This is a genomic window from Micrococcus luteus (genome assembly GCF_022664405.1).
In the GTDB taxonomy this organism is placed as follows: Bacteria; Actinomycetota; Actinomycetes; order Actinomycetales; family Micrococcaceae; genus Micrococcus; species Micrococcus luteus.
The window spans coordinates 1-18,430 of record NZ_JAKRLB010000005.1 but is presented as its reverse complement, the minus strand read 5'-3'; the positions used below and the strand labels follow the sequence as shown (position 1 = coordinate 18,430).

Annotated in this window: 13 protein-coding genes and 1 pseudogene; 2 read left to right on the top strand and 12 right to left on the bottom strand. The window is 68.1% G+C overall.

Annotation, left to right across the window (positions count from 1 at the left end; all coding sequences use genetic code 11):
• Positions 1 to 48 precede the first annotated feature (48 nt).
• The 12 genes from MF605_RS03240 to MF605_RS03185 form a co-directional block, all read right to left on the bottom strand.
• Entirely contained in the window at positions 49 to 738 is a 690-nt protein-coding gene (locus MF605_RS03240; protein ID WP_134377222.1) for a DUF2238 domain-containing protein, read from the bottom strand.
• A gap of 10 nt (positions 739 to 748) precedes the next feature.
• Positions 749 to 1,489: a 4a-hydroxytetrahydrobiopterin dehydratase gene (locus MF605_RS03235; protein WP_081339235.1), complete on the bottom strand. Its 741-nt coding sequence runs from the start codon at positions 1,487 to 1,489 to the stop codon at positions 749 to 751.
• A gap of 49 nt (positions 1,490 to 1,538) precedes the next feature.
• The gene (locus tag MF605_RS03230; protein WP_134415896.1) at positions 1,539 to 2,735 is read right to left on the bottom strand and encodes a homing endonuclease associated repeat-containing protein; all 1,197 of its coding nucleotides are present in this window, start codon (positions 2,733 to 2,735) and stop codon (positions 1,539 to 1,541) included.
• A 187-nt stretch (positions 2,736 to 2,922) separates the two neighbouring features.
• Positions 2,923 to 3,483 (bottom strand): hypothetical protein, encoded by a 561-nt coding sequence (locus MF605_RS03225; protein ID WP_134377220.1) that lies wholly within the window; start codon positions 3,481 to 3,483, stop codon positions 2,923 to 2,925.
• Positions 3,480 to 3,689: a hypothetical protein gene (locus MF605_RS03220; protein WP_134377219.1), complete on the bottom strand. Its 210-nt coding sequence runs from the start codon at positions 3,687 to 3,689 to the stop codon at positions 3,480 to 3,482. Before MF605_RS03220 ends, MF605_RS03225 begins: the two co-directional genes overlap by 4 nt.
• Positions 3,690 to 3,764: 75 nt before the next feature.
• Positions 3,765 to 6,305, bottom strand: a complete 2,541-nt coding sequence (locus MF605_RS03215) for a GmrSD restriction endonuclease domain-containing protein (RefSeq protein ID WP_134415898.1) — start codon at positions 6,303 to 6,305, stop codon at positions 3,765 to 3,767.
• A gap of 46 nt (positions 6,306 to 6,351) precedes the next feature.
• Complete coding sequence (locus MF605_RS03210; RefSeq protein ID WP_134415900.1) at positions 6,352 to 8,409, bottom strand: GmrSD restriction endonuclease domain-containing protein; 2,058 nt, start codon at positions 8,407 to 8,409, stop codon at positions 6,352 to 6,354.
• Complete coding sequence (locus MF605_RS03205) at positions 8,399 to 9,829, bottom strand: DUF262 domain-containing protein (RefSeq protein WP_242821237.1); 1,431 nt, start codon at positions 9,827 to 9,829, stop codon at positions 8,399 to 8,401. Before MF605_RS03205 ends, MF605_RS03210 begins: the two co-directional genes overlap by 11 nt.
• 110 nt (positions 9,830 to 9,939) lie before the next feature.
• Entirely contained in the window at positions 9,940 to 10,866 is a 927-nt protein-coding gene (locus MF605_RS03200) for a GIY-YIG nuclease family protein (protein ID WP_166795238.1), read from the bottom strand.
• Position 10,867: 1 nt separating this feature from the next.
• Positions 10,868 to 14,134, bottom strand: coding sequence for a type I restriction endonuclease subunit R (locus MF605_RS03195; protein ID WP_134415906.1), 3,267 nt, complete (start codon positions 14,132 to 14,134; stop codon positions 10,868 to 10,870).
• Between the two features lie 6 nt (positions 14,135 to 14,140).
• Entirely contained in the window at positions 14,141 to 15,400 is a 1,260-nt protein-coding gene (locus tag MF605_RS12060) for a restriction endonuclease subunit S (protein WP_134415908.1), read from the bottom strand.
• Complete coding sequence (locus MF605_RS03185; protein ID WP_134415910.1) at positions 15,397 to 17,397, bottom strand: type I restriction-modification system subunit M; 2,001 nt, start codon at positions 17,395 to 17,397, stop codon at positions 15,397 to 15,399. The genes MF605_RS12060 and MF605_RS03185 overlap by 4 nt, the downstream gene beginning before the upstream one ends.
• Positions 17,398 to 17,634: 237 nt before the next feature.
• Here MF605_RS03185 and MF605_RS03180 point away from each other — a divergent pair, with 237 nt between their 5' ends.
• Both MF605_RS03180 and MF605_RS03175 read left to right on the top strand, forming a co-directional pair.
• Positions 17,635 to 18,186 carry a DUF3800 domain-containing protein gene (locus MF605_RS03180; RefSeq protein WP_134415912.1) on the top strand — a complete coding sequence of 184 codons (552 nt, stop codon included), beginning with the start codon at positions 17,635 to 17,637 and terminating at the stop codon, positions 18,184 to 18,186.
• 33 nt (positions 18,187 to 18,219) lie between these two features.
• Positions 18,220 to 18,430 (top strand): annotated as a pseudogene (locus MF605_RS03175) (IS256 family transposase); the annotation flags it as partial.

Below are 18,430 nucleotides of genomic sequence, written 5' to 3'. Positions count from 1 at the left end.
GCGGCGCGGGCCGGCGGCGTCGCCCACTGAGGCGACGCCGCCGCGGGCTCAGGCCGGCGGCGGCTGCGCCGGCCCCCCGGCGAGGTCCGTCCGAGCCCCGGTGAAGCGCGAGAGCCAGGCGAAGCGGCCGCGGGTGCGGTGCGCGTACAGGGCGAACGCCACGATCAGGGCCCCGAGCGTGCCGACGATCATGTCCGTCATGGTGTCCGTGTTGCCCTTCTGCGTCTGCGCGCCGAGCGCCTGGTCGGCGGTGAACTCGGCGATCTCCCACGCCAGGGCCACGAGCGAGTGCAGCGCCATCACGAGGAGCGCCTCGAGCCCGGGCGGCAGGACCAGCCCACGGCGCGCGGCCGCGACGCCCAGCAGGAAGACGCACCCGAGCGCGATCGGCACGCCGGAGTAGAAGTGCACGAGGGCATCCCACCACGGCCAGGCGTCGTAGCCGCCGAGCGCGGCACCCACCCACGGTGCGACGAGCAGCAGGGCCGCGTACATCGCATGCAGCGCGGTGGGCAGGCGGACCCGGTGGGCGCGTTCGAGGGCGATCGGCACGGGGACCACCGTGACGATCTGCAGGCTGAGGCCGGCCGCCTCGCGGTGTCCCTGGGCGGCGAGGACGGCGGCTCCAGCCAGGAGGACGACGGCCGCGAGGATCAGGGGCGAGCGCCGGACGAGGGCCCGCTGGCGGGAGCCGGGGTCGGGGCGGGCGTCGGGGTGGGTGTCGAGGTGCGGTGTCATGGCGGGGGGCTCAGGCGGACGGCGGGACGGCATCGGGCACCAGCTCATAGACGAAGGCGGGGCGGACGGCGTCGTCGTCCTCCAGGGCGACGACGCCGGGCACCCGCCGGTAGCCGGCGCCCTCGAAGGCGTCGAGGCGGTCCCAGTGGTCCGGGAGGTCGGCGGAGACGAGCACCTGGGCGGGGACGTCGGTGGTCGCGTGCGCGGGCGCGGTGCCCGCGAGGACGACGCCTGGGTAGCCGGTGGCCGCACCGATGCCGCTGGCGTGGAGCGTGCCGCGGAGGGTGCCGGGGATCCAGGTGCCGCGCACACCGTCCATGACGTGCGCGTTCGAGCGGCCGGGCGCCAGGGTGCCGTACGCGGCGAGGGCGTGGGGGGCGAGGACCTCGCTGGCGAGGCGGGCGACGGTGCGGGCCAGGCGGACGTCGCGGGAGGTGAGGGCGCGGACGTCGTGGCTGTGCATGCCCACGGTGAGCCGGCCGTAGGAGACGGTCAGGTCCGGGTGGTGGTCGGCGGCCTCGGCTGCCTCCCCGATCCGGTTCGCCAGGGCCAGGGCCGTGGCGAAGTCGTCGGTGGCGTAGGTGATGGTGAGCTCGGGTGGGGTGGTGCCGGCGGGTGTGGGCGACGGCGTGACGCGCCAACCCCCGAGCTCTGGCACCCCCGTGAGGGCCACAGCAAGCTCGGCTGGGTCGATCGCGGTGTGAGGTGGGAGGGCGGCGAGATGCTCGAGGCGGTTGAGAGCGGACGTCATGGGGCCATGATGCCCGGGGGACAAACTTCACGGGGCGCTCACCGCCGGTTCAGCCCTCTCGTTGGCCCCCGCCGAGATTTTCGAGGACCTCTCGCCACGGGCCAAGACGGGTGGTGATCGTCTGAGCCGAAGGGCCACCGTGGGCCTGGCGCCACTCCTCGTGAGCGGACTGGCTGTGGGTGGCCGACTCTGTCATGAACCGCTCCATCCACACCCGGAGTTCCTCGGTAGTGAAGGGGTTGGCGGGCTTCGGCGGGTTGGGGGTACCGCCGGCCGCCTCCACGAGCTGGACCCAATTGGTGCCAGCGCGGCGCAGGACCGTCGGCGTGGCGGGGACTCCGTGTTCCGCCGCCCAGCTGTTGTAGGCGGCGACGGTCAGGCGCGGCCCTCGGTCCTCGATCGCCCGGCGCACCAGGGTCAGCGGGTCGTCCCCCGGATCGAGCTTGCCCTTCCAGTCGACCCGGGTCCGCTTCCGCCCCGGGAAGCCCATCGACTGACCGGCCACGACGCGCAGGGCGCGCGCTCGCATCTCTTCGAACCCCACGCCGAGACGATTGCGGATCAGGGCCGCCGACGGCATGCCCGGGCGCGCGGAGAGCCAGTCCGAGAGTTCGAGGTAGGTGCGGGGCGGCGTCGCTGAGGACCACGCGTCCACCAGTGCTTCGACCAACTCTGCGTCGGAGTACTTGGATCGACTCCGACGCCGGTCCGTGACCGCGATGCCCGCGCGTTCGAGAGCGGCGTTCCATCCACCAAACCGGTTGGCCACTGTCTGGTGAGTGGGCACTCCGTGGCTCCGGGACCACTGGGTGAACGACTGCGCCGCCGTCTCTCCCGTCTCCTCGTAGAACTCGCGGAGAGCAGAGAGCAGAACCTCGTCCGGGGTAGCCGAGGACGTCTTGCGCGGCTTGGCGTCTCCCAGATGGAACTTGACGCGCTTGCCCAGCAACCGCCGCAGCTCCTGCTGGGACAGACTCAGATCCTGCGATGCCACAGAGAGCGGCACGCCCACGTGTCGCTCCGACCAGGACACGGCGGCCGCCCGCTTCATGCGGAACTCCTCGTCAGCGAGGAGTTCGCGGTACGCCTTCAATTCCTTGGTCGAGTACCCCGCTTCATCACGGATGAGCTGCCGGACCCGTTCCCGGGTGCGGCCGAACCGCTCCCCGATCTCGGCCAGTGTGCTGCCCTCGAAGTACTCCCGGGCCATCCTCACAGCGCGCGGGGTCGACGGCAGGATGGTCATGCTGGCCAGCGCAGCGAGCTCACGGCGTCGCTTCGAGGTGAACGGGGCGTTAAGAGACTCCGAGCCGGGTGACACGGAAGGGACCTCGAACTCCACTGTGCTCCTTCATCATCGGAATTGCATGACGCTTATCACACCATACGGTCGGCACTGCACCGCGCCCGGGAACATTCGCGCCCCTAGAGCGTCACGAGTCGAACCCGAGCCCCGGGTCCGGCGGGGTGCCGTAGGTTCGCAGGGCCGCCCCGTAGGGCAGCGGGAGGCCGTGGCCCTGTGCCCAGCTGACGAGGACCTCGACGGTCTCGGCGGCGGTGAGCTCCTGCAGGGGCTGGACGAGGTCCTGGGGGTCGTTGGCGGCCTCGTCCGCAGCCCGGCCCCGGCCGATCCGCCAGTTGTAGGCCCCGAGCCCCTCGAACCGCTTGGCGATCTCCACCATGAAGAGCCCGTCGCCCAGCAGCATGATCTGCGCGTACCGGGTGGGCGGCTCGTCCTCGAGGATCAGCTTGTCCCGCGGGTCGGTGAGGGCGTGCACCAGGTCCGCGATCTGGGCGGCGCTCTCCAGCCGGTGCCAGCCCGGGTCCTCCTCGCCACAGACGGTGGCGGTCCACCAGAGGTCGGTCGCGGGGGCGGATGAGGCCATCCACTCCACAGCTTCGCGGGGCGGCTCGACGAGCTCGACGGCGCCGGGGGCGCGGTGTGTGGCGAGACCGCGAGCGCCGTCGGCGGTGATGCTGCCGGGCGCGCTCATCGGAACATCCGCAGGACATCGCCGAGACCGAACGTGGTGCGCTTGTAGACCGCGTTGCGGGCGGCGCGCTTCGGATCGCGCAGCCAGCCCATCCCCTTGCGGCCGTAGCCGGGGATGACCTTGCGCTTGATCGCGCGCTTGGCGCGGCCCGTGGTGCGGGCCTTGATGGACTTCTTCAGGCTGGGCTTGCGGAGACCGATCTTCATGGGGCGAGCGTACTGGGTGAGGTGGACGGGGTGAGGGGGTCAGCGCCTCGTCAGGACCTGCCCCTGGCCGGGCTGTCAGGAAGTCCTGTCGTCCTCCTGGACGGTGCGCAGGAACCATTCCAGCGCGTCGAGGAACGCCTCCTGCGCCGCGGCCGGCTGAAGGGTCTGCGGCTTGATGCTCGGGCGCCGGCGGAGAGACTCAGGGCCGAATTCCACCTCGGGGATGAGATTCAGACGTCCCCGGAACTCGTCGAGAAGCGTCTCGTCCGTGAAGGGAGCCCACTTCGCCAGATGATAGAAGACGACCTCGACGCCGTACGTCGGGTACAGGATCACCGGCCAGATGGCGCGTGCTGACGTGCGCGGGACGACCAAGAAACAACCGCCGGCGGCATTGTCCGCGAATTCCGCCCGGCCACCGCGCTCGACCCATCCTCGTTGGACCTCGATCAGTGCGCGGGCCGTTTCGGGATCGTTGTGGTCGTGAAGTCGGTCGACCCAGCGGTCCCGCAGCGCAGGGTCGTTGCCCGGGGCGGCGAGTGACCGGGGATCGGTCAGGTCGACGTCAACGTCGATGAGCTCGGCGAGCTGCTCCGCCAGCAGCCGCTGGCCGCCGTCGGCCCGTCCGTCCTCGGAGAAGCGCACGCCTTCGGCTGCGAGGACGTCATGCGGATCGTCCGTGCGGTGGACGTCGGACCACCGGAAGGACGGAGAGACGGTGCCACCCGCCTGGAGCACACGATGAGCGTGCGGCAGCGCCGTCCGTGCGAGGTAGGTCCCCACGGGGACCGGATGGCTTCCGATCAGCCGTGCCAGTTCGCCGTAGGAGGTCCAGGACCCGTCGGGAATGGCCTCGACGGCGTCCGTCAGCGTCTGCCAGGCCGTGTGGGCGACTCCCGAGGCGGCCTCTGCTGAGGGTCCCGGCCAGATACCGACGATCCGGTCCGCCAGCCGCTCGGCGCGAGCACGGATCTGCGCGGGACCCCATACCGGCTCAGCGGAGATCTCCTGGTTCATGCGGATGCCGCTCTTGGCCAGCTCCGCACGCTTGACCGCGAAGGGCCCATTGCTCAGCTCGCTGTTGTACCCGGTGAGGGTGAGGTTGCCCAAGGTGTGGAGGAGCTCGGTGTGCACCTCTCGAAGGTCCTGGTGCGCCTCGAGCTGGCCGGCCAGAGCGCGCTCCCACTCCTCCGTGAGGGTCTGCGGCAAGACGTGCTCGATGGTCGCGCTGTCGAGGTCCACCGGTTCCTTGCTGCCGTAGGACTCCTCGATCCACCGGAGGATCAGCTTCCGGTGGGCCGCCCGGCCCGTCGTGTAGAAGGGTGCCGTCATCACGGCCTGGCGGATCTGATCGTCGGAGGCGAAGTGCTTCCGTCCGCTGGAGAGGAAGCGCTGCAGGGCATCCGCCGGGTCGTCCTGACCCTGGATGTCGGCCGTGGCCGCGAGCAAGGTGGTGTTGAGACCGTCGGAATAGCGACCGAAGACGAGACGACGGACCAAGTACGACTCGAGGTAGAGGAGCGCACGGGCCAGTTCGTCCGAGTCGATGTCCCCCAACGACCGGCGCTCCATCAGGTGCAGTGTGATCGGGAACGTCGTCGTCGTGCGCCAGGCGCGCAGGCGCGCCAAGCGGAACCGCACTGCGGCGTCCTTCTCCTTCTCCGGGCGGAGCATCACGTCGTAGAGACGCCCCAACGCCAGGAACCGCTCGACTTCCGCCCTGACCTGCGACTCGTCCTGCAGGCCACGCATGCGCCGCTGCTGCCCCGCGTAGATCTCCGTCTGGCGGATCTTGGGATCCTGTTGCACCAGGTCGAGCCAGAACAGGGTCTCCAGTTCCTCATTGGAGAGCAGGTTCTGCAACGGGAGCCACAGGGTGGTGTAGACCTCATCCGCCCGTGTGGGCAGCTGCATGAACAGGTAGTTCCTGAGCAGGTCGCCCTGGGTGAGCTTGAGGCCGGTGTTGTTCAGCGACTCGAAGATGCGGTGGGCGTTGTCGTTCTCCCCGGTGGTCACGGACACGATCGACAGGCCGGCGACGACGGCGGACTCGACCTCCGCCAAGGTCAGCGGCTCCTCTTCACCGTCGGCAGACGGTTGACTCAACCCGAGCAGCTTCGTCAGGAAGAACTGGTGGGCTTCGCTGATCCTGGAGCCTTCGGCAGCGTCCGGGGCGTGCTCGATCCGTCCGCGGTAGGCGCCGCGATCGGCCTGGGTGGGCAGGACCTTGTAGCGGAGGTCGCCGTCCTCCCACTTGTTGACCAGGTACTTCTCGTTGACCCGATCGGCGTGCATGGGGCCTTCGTGCTCAGCCCGGTGGTCGCGGACAGCGGCGAGGAGGAGCGTCAGCGTCGTCAGCCGCTGCTGCCCGTCCACCACGAGCCACCGCTGGACGCCACCGGGCCCGTTGTCCCGGAAGCCGGCGAGAACGAGCGAACCGAGGAAGTGGGTCGCCGAAGGGTTGTCCCGCCGGTGGTCGGCGACGTCCACGACGTCCTCCCACAGTCGCTGCCACTGCGGGCGGCCCCAGGAGTACGTCCGCTGATAGAGCGGGACCGTGTACTGGTAGGAGCCCCCGAGGAGTTCCTGAAGGGTGACTTCACGCGCGGCGACCATGTGACGAGCTTAACGGGGGCCTCTGGGGCCAGATCGTCCCGCGATGTCAGGGCCGTTTGCCCTGCCATTCTTGGATCATCCGCCGCATGCTGTTCCCGTGCTCCTTGATCTGGGGGGCGTCCCAGTCGCCCTCGGCGTGAAGGATGCCGGCCATGAGCTGGAACTTGAGGCTCTGCTCGTCCGAGGAGTACTGCTTCACCTTCGAGACGGGCATCAGGTTGTTCCGCTGGGAGTTCTCGCGTCGGCCCATGATGCACAGGTTCCCGAAACGGTTCACCTCCGTCGATGTCAGGACCTTCTGCCCTTCGCCAGGAACCACGGGATAGAAGTGCTCCACCGAGGTCCGGTACCGGAAGCGGAATGAGCCTGCGCGTTGGGACAGGACACTCCGTTCAACGTCGCCGAGTGCAGCCCCGAGCGCCCCCGCTTCGGCGGACGGATTACGTCCGAGATCCCAGAGGATGTAATCCAGCACGTTGAACACGAAGTTCGGGACCTTGACCCCAAGGTCCAATCCCTCGTCCGCGTCGTAGGCACGGAGGCGCTCCCGCGCCAGATCTTCCAGCATGAGCTGAAACGCCACGCCGTCCACACCGTCCACCGGCTGCGCATCCAGCCATCGCAGGATGCGGTACAGGAAGTACTTGGACGTGCGGCGCGTGTCGGTGACCTGGAACATGGCCTGAAGGTTCCGGACGGCGTCCTGGACCTGCGGATCCTGGAAGGTGTTCTTCACACCCAGCCGTCGGCGCGGAGAGCGCTCGCCGGCTTCCGTCTCGAGCTTCTGAGCTCGGCTGAGCACCCAGTTCTCCTCGTCCGCCTGTGTTCCCGTCGTCGCCAGAGTCCTGATCACATAAGTGTCCAGCAGAAGGCGCATACGGAGCAGCGTCACGAGGAAGCGCTGAGACCAGGCCGCGTCGGCCTGGCCGTGCTGGGCGAACTGCTCCAGCAGGGAGCCGTCCTCGAGCCGCACGGCCCCCGTTGAGTCCTGGCCCCACCGCGGCAGGCCGGGCTCGGCCCCCTCACCCTTCTCCTGCATCACGCGCAGCACATGCAGCAGCAAGTTCGGGAAGTCGACGATGGTCCCGTAGGCGCCGGTATCGGCGTCGTCCTGGCGCTGGTCGGACGAGGGCCAGGACTCCACGGCGGTCTGCCCGGCGGCCCGCAGAGCCCCAATGATGGTGCGGGCGCCCGACACCGTCGCGGTCAGGCTCGGCGCGAGAGCTGCCCGCAGCGACGCGAAATCCCGTGTGAGGAGGGCCGACCAGGACGCTCCGAAGACGGCGTCTCTTGCCGCCTCACCGCCATCCTTCGGCCGCTCGGTTGAGAACTGGAGCTGGACGTGGCGGTCCAGAACGGCGCAGGCGTCCCAGACGTGCGCGAACACCTTCCGGTCCGTGGCGTCCTGGAGAGGCCGCATCAATGTGGCCTTGAGGATCTCGTGCTTGGCGAGCTGCTCACCGCGAGTGTTCATCACCTCGAAATAGTGGTTGAGGTCCGTGCCCTTCGGAAGTTCGGTGCGCAGCAACCGGACATGCTTCCAGAGGTACGCGAGGTCGTCGCCGTCGAACATCACCTCCTGATCGTCTGCCGGGGTTTGCCGGTCCACGGCCCGCCGGCAGGCCGCAGCGATCGTCTCGACGGCCACCCCGATGGCGTCCACCTGGAACGACGTCCCGGCGGGGGCGCCCCGACGGCGGAGGGTCGCGAGGTCCTCCCCGGCCTCGGGGCGCCCTTCGTAATCCAGGACGGCCAACGCCCGGGGGTCGAGGACACCGGCACGGATGACACGCTCCGCGACGGCCGCCAGCACCGTCAGCGTGGTCAGGCGCTGCTGCCCGTCGACCACCTCGTCGATCGGCACGCCCTCAGGAGTCGTGGCTCGGTTCACCACCAGCGAGCCGAGGTAGTAGTCGGACGAGGCTCCCTGCGTATCCGGCTTCTCCGAGCGGAGGCGAGCGCGGCGCACGTCTGCGAGGAGTGTCGCGATCTCGACCTGCGTCCAGGCGTAGGCCCGTTGGTAGACCGGCACCCGGTAGTGCCGGGCGGCGGTGAAGAACTCCTCGATCGTCAGCGCCTCAGGCGCGTGCTTCTCAGTCTGCATCGTGGGCTTCCTCCGTGTCCCAGGGCGTGTCCGAGTAGAGACGCTCCACCGGGGAGGCCTCGTCCACGTACGGCCCGGGGAGGGCCGCCACGCGCCCGGTGACGGCGGCGGGGTCCAGGCTGCTCCTCATCAGGCGGAACAGGTTGACCCGGTCCTCCAGGTCCGGCGCCCCGTGCTGGCCCAGCGCGTGAAGTTCCACGGAGCGCGGGTAGACCCGCGTCAACCGCGTTCTCAATGCGAAGGCATGCCGTGCGAGCACGAGAGCGGCGCGCTCGATGTCGTGGTCGCCGAACCGGTCCGCGTAGGCCAGCAGCAGCGCTCCGTAGAGCTCCTGTGTGTAGCGGTAGCCAGCGCCGGTACCGGTCGCTCGGACGAGCCGGGTGATCGTCTGAAACTGCCTGTTCTCCCTCCCGCGACGGGCGTCGTCCCCGGCGGTCTGCTCCGCGTCCGTCGCGGAGACGCCGAGGGCCCTCGCGAGCCGGGTGTAGTGGCGCACGAGGCGGAAGAACATCTCGCCGTCGATGACGGGCTGGGTCAGCTGGAACGGGAATTCCAGCGGAGGAAGGGCACCGTGCGCGATCAGCGCGGCGTTGCGCCCGTTGTAGTCGTCCACGTGGGCCTTGGCCATGAGAAGCCCGTGCGCCCAGGGCAGTCGGCCGAGGCCCGTCGGCCCCGCGGAGATCCCCTTGAACGCTCCGATCCGGGACGCGGTGAAGCCGTCGCGCGGCAGGGACTCACCGGCGCTCCAGCGGAGGATCGGATAGAGCAGACGCGAGAAGAGATGGTGGATCTCGAACGGCGGGGTAGCTTCCCACTCCCGCACGGCCGTGAGGATCGCCGCCCGGTCCGATGTGGCCTCTCCATAGGCGCGGAGATGATAGGCCTTCAACAGGTCGGTGGGCAGGAGCGCCCGGCCACGGGTGTTCTGCGAGTCGAACATCTGGAATGCTGCGTCGAGGTCGTTGACGACCAGACGCACCAACGTGCAGTGGTCCAAGAAGTAGTCCGCGAAATCCTCGACCTCGGAGCTCTTCCAGGACCGGAATGTCTGCAGGATGAGGCGGTGGTTCTCGACGATGTGGCGCTCCGACACGTCCCGGCGGCCCGGCGGCAGCTCGATGGCCGCCGCGCGGTCCAGGGCCGCACGCTGGTGCTCGGCGCGCTCGGCGGTGTCGCCCAGGACCTCCTGCAGTGCGAGCGCGATCAGGGCGAAGGTCATGTACCGCTGCTGGCCGTCGACGATGTCCAGCCAGCCGTCCTCGGCGTGCACGATCATGGTGCCGATCCGGTAGGACGCGGCCGAACGGAAGCGACGGATGTCCTCGACGAGCTGCCCCGTGTTCGTCGTGGACCACGTATAGGGCCGCTGGTACTCGGGGATACGGAGACGAGGGTCGCGCAGTGCGTCCGCGACGGTCATGACGTTCGCGGTCAACGACCCCGAGCGCTCCGTCCCCGGTCCTTGGGCGTCGCTCTGGGCACCCCGCGGATGGTCGACGGCGGCATCCAAGGCGGTCGGCCGCGTCCTCATCAGGCGTCGTCTTCCATGGGCTCCGGCGCGGCCGAGGCGGCCTCGACCTCGCCGAGGGTGCGCCCATCCGGCGCCCGCCATGAGGACGGCCCGCTCATGCTCCCGCCGGCCACGAATCCGGCCGCGGCCGAGGAGCTGGTGAAGGAGACGTCCTCGGTCAGCACCCCATCGGCACCGATGTGGTCGGCGAAGCGCTCCCGGCCCGCCCGGACACCGGGGGGTGCGCTGGGCCGCAGCCCCTCCATGAGGCCACTGCCCCGCAGGACGACGAACCCGTCCGGCGTCGGGTGTCCCTGGGCTCTGACGCCGTTGACCGTCATGGTGAACAGGGTGCGCTTCGGCTCCGCTTCGGGCGCCTGGGTGGCCCGGCCAGCCGCGGCCGCGGCATGTGAGCCGTCAGCGCTCTCGAAGACGCGATGCCCCAGGGCGCTGATCAGGATCTTGGCCTTGTCGGCGTACTCCTCCAGCTCCGCCTTCTTCTCCTCAGTGACGTTGCCCTGGGAGGGCGCTACCGCGTTGTCCACGGTGAAGCGACCGGCCGTGGATGCAGCCTGGTGGAAGTAGTGCTCCAGGTAGGTCACTTCCGTGGGACCGAAGGTGTCCCCGAGGGTGGAGAGGAGAATGGCTCGGTTCCAGAAGTCGTGCGCCTCCCTCCGGACGTGCTCCCGGATCCTGCCTACCATGCCGTTGCCGTTGGCCCGCCCGACAGCCTGCCCGACGTAGACGACGTCGTCGCCGGAATCGGCGTCCTGCCCCAGCAGCAGGTACACACCGGTGCCTTCGAACGCCTCGGGGTGCCCGTCCGCGTTGAGACTGGTGCGTGGCACCACGTAGACGAGGCCCGTCCAGTTGTCGAGGGTGCACTTCAGCCGACCGGTGGGTGCACCGTCCATCAGGAAGACCTGCAGTGTCTTGGGATGTGCCATCTCAGTTCCCCTTCCGGACGCGCGACGGCGTCGCGCTCGCCCTCTCATCGACGGAAGTACCCTGCGAAGGGGCCGTTTCGTCAGCGAAAACGGCGGACCGTCCGTGAGCAACGTCCACCGGCCCAGTCCCCTCGCTCCGCACCTTCCAGTACAGGTACTCCCCGATCGCCGCGACGATCATCTTGGATGGGTCCCCGCCCCTGCCCACGATGTCCGTCATCTTCGCGAAGGCGTCCTCATTCGCGTACACGGCGCCCATCGCCGACCGTTCCAGGTTCGGGCTCGCCAGGAACTGCTCCAGCGAGTTTGCTCCAGCCTGCCCCAGCAGCTTCTCGTCCTCCATGAGCGGCGCCACGAGGGCACTGACCCACGCCTCCTGCTGGGACGGGGAGGCATCCACGCCTTCGCCGGCGAAGATCTCGTTGATCTTCTCGATCACTTCCTCCAACGGCCCGCGCTGCTTCTCACGCACCTGCCCGCCTCCCACAGCGGTCGTCCCCTTCAGCGCGGCCCCACCGGTCAACCCGATGTCCCCCGAGGACGTCTTCCTCTGCCGAATGCTCACCAGCTGCACATCGCTCAGGTCGATCAGCTCCTCACCGCCGGGCTGATCGCCCACGAGCTGCACCAGGTGCCGCAGGAACAGCGCCCGCTTGTAGTGCTCGGTGTCCCCGAACTCGTAGATCTGGGAGAGGAAGTCGTAGAGGCTGACGAAGGACCGCATGTCTTTGCGCACCAGCACGAGCTCGTTCACGCGCGTCTCGTCCTGGTTCATCCGCGCATGCGCCAGCTCCTTGCGGAACCGGTATGCCACGGGCTCCAGCGCAGCCTGCAGGCCCTCCTGCCCGCTCCCCGGCTTCCACACGACCCACACCTCGGCGAACGCGTCGACCTCGTCCCAGTCGTACACGCCCGCGGCGTCGAGTTTCGTCCCCAGGTCATGGATCAGGTTCGGGTCCGTCACCGTCTCCAGCTTCGCGCCGGCGTAGTACGGCTCGAAGGCGGCCTGGATGTCGTCTTCGGAGTTCACGAAGTCCAGCACGTAGGTGGTGTCCTTGCCGGGTGCCGCACGGTTCAGGCGCGACAGCGTCTGGACGGCGAGCACGCCGGAGAGCTTCTTGTCCACGTACAGGGCGCAGAGCTTGGGCTGGTCGAAGCCGGTCTGGTACTTGTTGGCCACGATCATCACCTGGTAGCCGTCCCCGTCGAACGCCTTCGCCAGGTCGCCGGTCACGGACGGGTTCATGGACCGTTCTGTGACCTTCTCGAGCCCGAAGTCGTCGTCGGTGATCTCGCCGGAGAAGGCCACCAGGGTGCCCACGTCCGTGTACCCCATGTCCTGGATGTACTGGTCCATCTGGCGCTTGTACCGGACGGCGGCGGCGCGGGAGTCGGTGACCACCATGGCCTTGGCCTGCCCGTCGAGCAGTCCGGCCACGTTGGCGCGGAAGTGCTCCACGATGATCTTGACCTTCTGCGCGATGTTCGTCGGGTGCAGCTTGACCCACCGCATGAGCTTCTTGCTCGCCTCGGTCTGGTCCACTTCGGTGGTCGGCTTCCCGACGGCGGCCCGGTCGCCTTCCGGACGGAACTCGCCCTGCTGTCCGGCCAGGGCCAGCTTGAAGGCGGTGTCGTAGTTGGTGAAGTTCTTCAGCACGTCGAGGATGAACTCCTCCTCGATGGCCTGCTGCATGGTGTACCGGTGGAAGGAGGCCGGGATCTCCTGGCCCTTCTCGTCGTACTCGCCGGAGGGGCGGCCGAACATCTGCAGGGTCTTGTCCTTCGGGGTGGCGGTGAAGGCGAAGAAGCTGATGTTCTCCGCGCGTCCGGTGGCGGCGACCTCGGCGGCGAGGACGGACTCGGTGTCCGCCTCTCCCCCGTCTTCGAGGTCGGCCTGCTCGTCTGGGGTGAGGACGCGCTTGAGCTTGGCTGCGGCGGAGCCGGTCTGGGAGGAGTGCGCCTCGTCCGCGATCACTGCGTAGGTGCGGCCGGCGAGCGTCGAGTCACCCTTGAGGAGCTCGAGCACGGCGGGGAAGGTCTGCAGCGTCACCACGATGATCCGGTTGCCCTGCAACAGGGTCTGCTTCACCAGGGCGGACTTGCTGGTGGCCTCTCCCCCGAGGTTCTTGCGGTCCACGGCCACCACGATGCCGGAGGTCCGCTCGATCTGCCGGACGGCCTCCTGAAGCTGGTCGTCCAGCACGGTGCGGTCCGTGACCACGATGACCGAGTCGAACACCCGCTGCTCGTCCGCCCCGTAGGTGGAGAGCAGGCGGTGGGCAGTCCAGGCGATGGTGTTGGTCTTGCCGGAGCCCGCGGAGTGCTCGATCAGGTAGGACTTGCCGGCGCCCTCCTCGCGGACGGCGGCGAGCATCGTGGTGACGGCCTCCCACTGGTGGAAGCGCGGGAAGATCAGCGTGGACTTCCGGCGCGAGCGGCCATACTCGTCCTCCACGGTCTCCTTCTTGAGGAAGACGAACTTCTGGAGGATCTCGAGCCAGGTGTCCCGCTGGAGAATCCGTTCCCACAGGTAGGCCGTGGAGGAACCGCCGTCCGGATTGAGCGGGTTGCCGGCGTGGCCGTCGTCGCCCTGGTTGAAGGGCAGGAAGAAGGTGTCCTTCCCGGCCAGCTTGGTGGTCATCCAGACCTCGCGGTTGGAGACGGCGAAGTGGACCACGGCGCGGGTGCCGAACCCGAACAGCGGCGTGGCCTTCGGGTTGCGATCGCGGTACTGCTTCTTCGCGTGGCCGATGGACTGGGTGGAGTCGGTCTTCAGTTCGATCGTCGCCACGGGCAGGCCGTTGACGAAGAGCACCAGGTCCACGGACTGGTTGGTGGCCGGGTTGAAGTGCACCTGACGCATCACGCGCAGCCGCATGCGCTCGTAGGAGGCGACGGCGGCCGGGTTCAGGTTCGTGGCCGGCCGCGGTTCGGCCATGCGCAGGGTGGCGGAGGTGCCGACCTTGAAGCCCTTGCGAAGCACGTTGAGCGTGCCGCCGACGCCGGTGTCCTGCGGCTTGTTCAGCACGTCGATCAGACGGGTGGTGATCTGGTCCCGCTGCGCCTGTTGGGCGGAGGCCGGGGCATCGGCCTTCACGAGGCGCCCGTAGTCCTCCGGCTGGTTCTCCGCCAGCCAGGCGTGGACGTCCTCGGGGAAGATCGCGTTCTTGCGGTCGTAGCCGGCATCGCTGGGCGAGTAGAGCCAGTCGTGCTGCTCCAGGTACTCGCAGATGTAGGTCTCGAGCTCGCTCTCGTTGTGGATGGCCATGTGCGGTCAGTCCTCCGTGGGGATCTCGATCTGGCCGGTGACGGCGGCGGTGATCAGTGCAGCCCGGCGCTCCTGCGCGAGCTCGATGAACCGCTCCGCCTTGGCGATGAGCGCGTCGATCTTGGCGGTCTCGCGGTCGAGGTGGTCGGCGATTTCTCGTTGCTCGTCGAGGGGAGGGACAGGGAATAGTTCTGACATGAATGACGCCATGTCGAGGTTCTGGATCCCCGTGGTCTGGTTCACTGACTTCCAGGTCAGCCCAGACGTGTATGCCCCGTTGAGTGCGTAAAGCCAAAAGCGTGCGTGTTGATCGGGACGAGGCCGCAGCCGAACGATGAAATTGGCGAAGATCGACTCCTCATCCGATTCGTAGCTGACCACGAAGCCCACCGGGTTGATACCGGTGCCGCCAGACTTCTCCATCAGGAGATCGCCACGCCGAAGCGCGGCTTTGGCCCTCTCCGACGGAGTGACGCTCCGAATCGTCGGTGCCGTTCCGACGCTGAGGGTGGGGCGGTCAAAGTCCGCAACCCGGACGACTCGCACGTCGGTGCCATCGCCGACCTCATCGGAGCCCCAATAGCCGGATTGCACATCGGTCAAGATGCGCTTGATCGGCAGCTCCGACCAGTGTGCCGGCATATACTTGAGCCACGAGGATGCGGACTCTCCACGGTCTCCATTCGCCTGCATCCCTGAGGTAGCCGCGACGATGGCGGCTACACGCCGACGGCGCAGGCCCGCGACGAGGGCACGCTGTTTCTCGATCAGGGCGTCGATCGTGGCGGTCTCGCGGTCGAGGTAATCGGCGATCCGTGCCTGGCCTGACTCGTTGTCCACGGGGATCGACAGAGTAGACACCCACTCAGCAGTTACTCGGCGCAGATTCCCCACTCCCTGCAGGACGGTCTCTCCCTCACTGAGGACCGGCTGCGTTCGAAGGAAGTAGGCAAGATACCTGGGTTCGATTCCACGAGCCCGGAGCACATGCACCTCAGTCGTGGCGAGTCCTGCCGCTGTCGGCAGGTCATCAGCCACGAACACGCGGCCAGCCTCAAACGTCGGAGTGATCTTGGGCATCACCACGTCGCCACGACGAAAGACGGTGTATCCCGCCGTGTTGGCCGGTTTGGTGAACTCGTACCGACGCCGACCGTCCGGCCAGACCGCTTCGAGGGGAAGGAAGGTGACCTCATCGTCCCCCAAGCCACGCAACTCGGGAACAGGTGGATTGACCTGAGCGACACGGCGCAGCTGCTTGCTCACCGCTCTACCTCACTCAACAGCTCGATGATCTCGGCCGTGAGCTGCTTGAGCTCGGCGTCGATCTCCTCGAGCGGGCGGGGCGGCACGTACGTGTAGAAGAGCCGGGTGAAGGGGATCTCGTAGCCGACCTTCGTCTTGGACTCGTCGATCCAGGCGCCGGGCACGTGCGGAGCCACCTCGGCCGCGAAGTACTCGTGAATGTCCCGGCCGAAGGGCACCAGTTCGGTGTCGCGCAACGAGGTGTCCGGTTCCGGCTCGCCCTTCGTGTTCTTTACGACCTCCGCCTCGGGGTCGTGCACGCCGATCGCCCCGGCCAGGGCCTTCACCAGTGGAGCGCCAGCGGTCACACCGTGCTCCTTCAGCGCCTTCTTCAGGTCCAGCACGAAAGTGGGCTGGTGGTCCCAGACCCGGCCACGCAGGGAGGCGAGGGCGGTCTCGAGAGCCGACCGGCCATCGTCGGGAAGCTTGTCCACCGGCTTGGTGGCCAGCGCCGCCGCGATGGTGGCGTCCTCCACCTCGAAACGCAGCTGCAGCGGGCGCTCCACGGAGATCTCCCGGTAGCCGAAGTCCTGCGCGGTGAGGACCTTGGAGAACTCGGCGTTGGCCTCGGACTGGGCGTCGAAGTCCCGGTAGATGTCCAGCACGCGCTGGCGGTCCGCCTTGGACAGCTCCTTGTTCTTCGAGCCCACGTTGCGGCGCAGCTTGGTAAAGAACGTGCGGGCGTCGATCAGCTGCACCTTGCCGCGGCGCTCTTCCGACTTGTTGTTGTCCAGCACCCACACGTAGGTGGCGATGCCGGTGTTGTAGAACATGTCCGTGGGCAGCGCGACGATTGCATCCACCAGGTCTGATTCCAGCAGCCAGCGGCGGATCTCGGACGGGCCCGAGCCCGCCCCGCCCGTGAACAGCGGGGAGCCGTTGAGGACGATGCCGGCCCGACCTCCACCCTCCGAGACCGGGCGGAGCTTCGAAGCCACGAGCTGGAGGAACAGCATCTGGCCGTCGCTGATGGCGGGGGTGCCACCCGGGAAGCGGTTCGTGGCGCCACCGGCGGCGATCTCCTTCTCCACCGCGGTGCGGGAGGCCTTCCAGTCGCCGCCGTAGGGCGGGTTGGAGAGGACGTAGTCGAAGCGCTCGGTCAGGTGGGCGTCGTTCTTGAGGGTGTCCCCGCGAGCGATGCCGTCCGCGTCCTGGCCCTTGCCGAGCAGCTCGGACTTGCAGATGGCGTAGGACTGGTCGTTGAGCTCCTGTCCGAACAGGCGGACCTCCGCGTTCGGGTTCATGCGGCGCAGGCGCTCGTCCAGCAGGGACAGCATGCCGCCGGTGCCGGCCGTGGGGTCATAGACGGTGCGGACCGGGTAGCCGGTGAGGACGTCGTCGTCGTTGGCGGTGAGCAGGTCCACGAGGAGCTTCACCGCGTCGCGCGGGGTGAAGTGCTCACCGGCGGTCTCGTTGGAGGCGGCCGCGAAGCGGCGGATGAGGTCCTCGAAGAGGGTCCCCATCTCCGCGTTGGAGACGGCATCCGGGGAGAGGTCGATGGAGGCGAACTGCTGCAGGACCAGGAAGAGGCGGTCGTGCTCGTCCAGCTTGGCGACCGTCTTGTCGAACTCGTAGTAGGTGAACAGGTCCGCCACGTTCTGGGAGAAGCCGTCCACGTAGGCCAGCAGGTTCGTGCGGAGCAGGTCCGGCTCCTGCAGGATGCGGTCCAGGGTGAAGGGGCTGAGGTTGTAGAACGTCAGGCCCGTGCGGGACTCCACCAGGTTGGCGAGGACGAAGTCCGGATGCCCCTTGGCCGCCAGCTCCGCGAAGAACTCCCGGTGCGGGGCCATGACCGCCTCCATACGGCGGAGGATGGTGAGCGGAAGGACGAGGGTGCCGTACTGGTTCGGCTTGAATACGCCCCGGAGCTGATCCGCGATCCCCCACACGAAGTTCGAGAGGTTCCGGGGAGAGCGGTGGGGCGCCGAGGCAGCGCCGCGCGTGGCGGGGGTGGTCATGGGGTCCTTCGAATGGTGGGGGCGGGCCGCTGGACGGGACCCATTCCGACCCCGCAGCGACCCGACAGGGCGACGGATCATACACAACCACACTTGCCTATACTCTGCGCGCGCGAGTACGCTCGCGTGTGGTAGCTAGGGCTGAGACAGTGCCCCGAGCACCAATTCGAGAGGCCCGCGCTTGCGTGGGCCTCTGCGCTTGTCTGCAGTGTCCGCTGTGCCCTGCACAATGGTCAGATGCTGCTGGCGTACATCGACGAGATCGGCGAGCCGGGCGCCTACGTCGGCCCGGACCATCCTCGCTTCCGGACAAGCCCAGCCTTCGGTTATGCCGGATTCGTCATGCCGGAGTCTGCCGCACGAGGCTTTGGAGCGAAGTTCACCGCACTGAAGCGTCAGCTGTTCGCCTCGGAGATCGACCGAGCGAAACACCCCGGACGGTGGGAGTTCAAGGGGGCCAATCTGTTCCGGCCGGATACCCCCGCGCGCTTTCCGCAGCAGCTCCGCGTGTTCGATGCGCTCGTGCGGTCCGTCGTCGTCGACCACGGCGGCAAGCTGTTCTACTACGCCGACGAGAAGCAGCGTGGGACGCCCAAGCAGATCGGCCTCGACGTCGAGAAACGCGAAGCCGACGCCATGCGAGAGACTCTGAACCGTCTGGCCCGCCATGCCCACCATCACGGACATAACCTCATGGTGATCATCGATCAAATCAATGAGAAGACGCGAGTCGAACGCGTTGCATCGATGTATGCCCACATCTTCGGGCGTGTCAGATGGTCTGTGTAAGCCGTACCGAGAGGAACGGTAAGAATCATGACCATGATCGACGAGAAGAACCCAGGCGAGCCCTCGGGCCAGGACCTGGTCGAGCAGCTGAAAGCCTCAGGGCAGCTTGATGCCCTGTTCGCGCAGATCGACGCGGGCGGCGTCGAGCTCACCGGTGACGGCGGGTTCGTGCCCGCGCTGGTCAAGGCCGCGCTCGAGCGGGGCCTGCAGGCCGAGCTGACCAGCCATCTGGGCTACGAGAAGG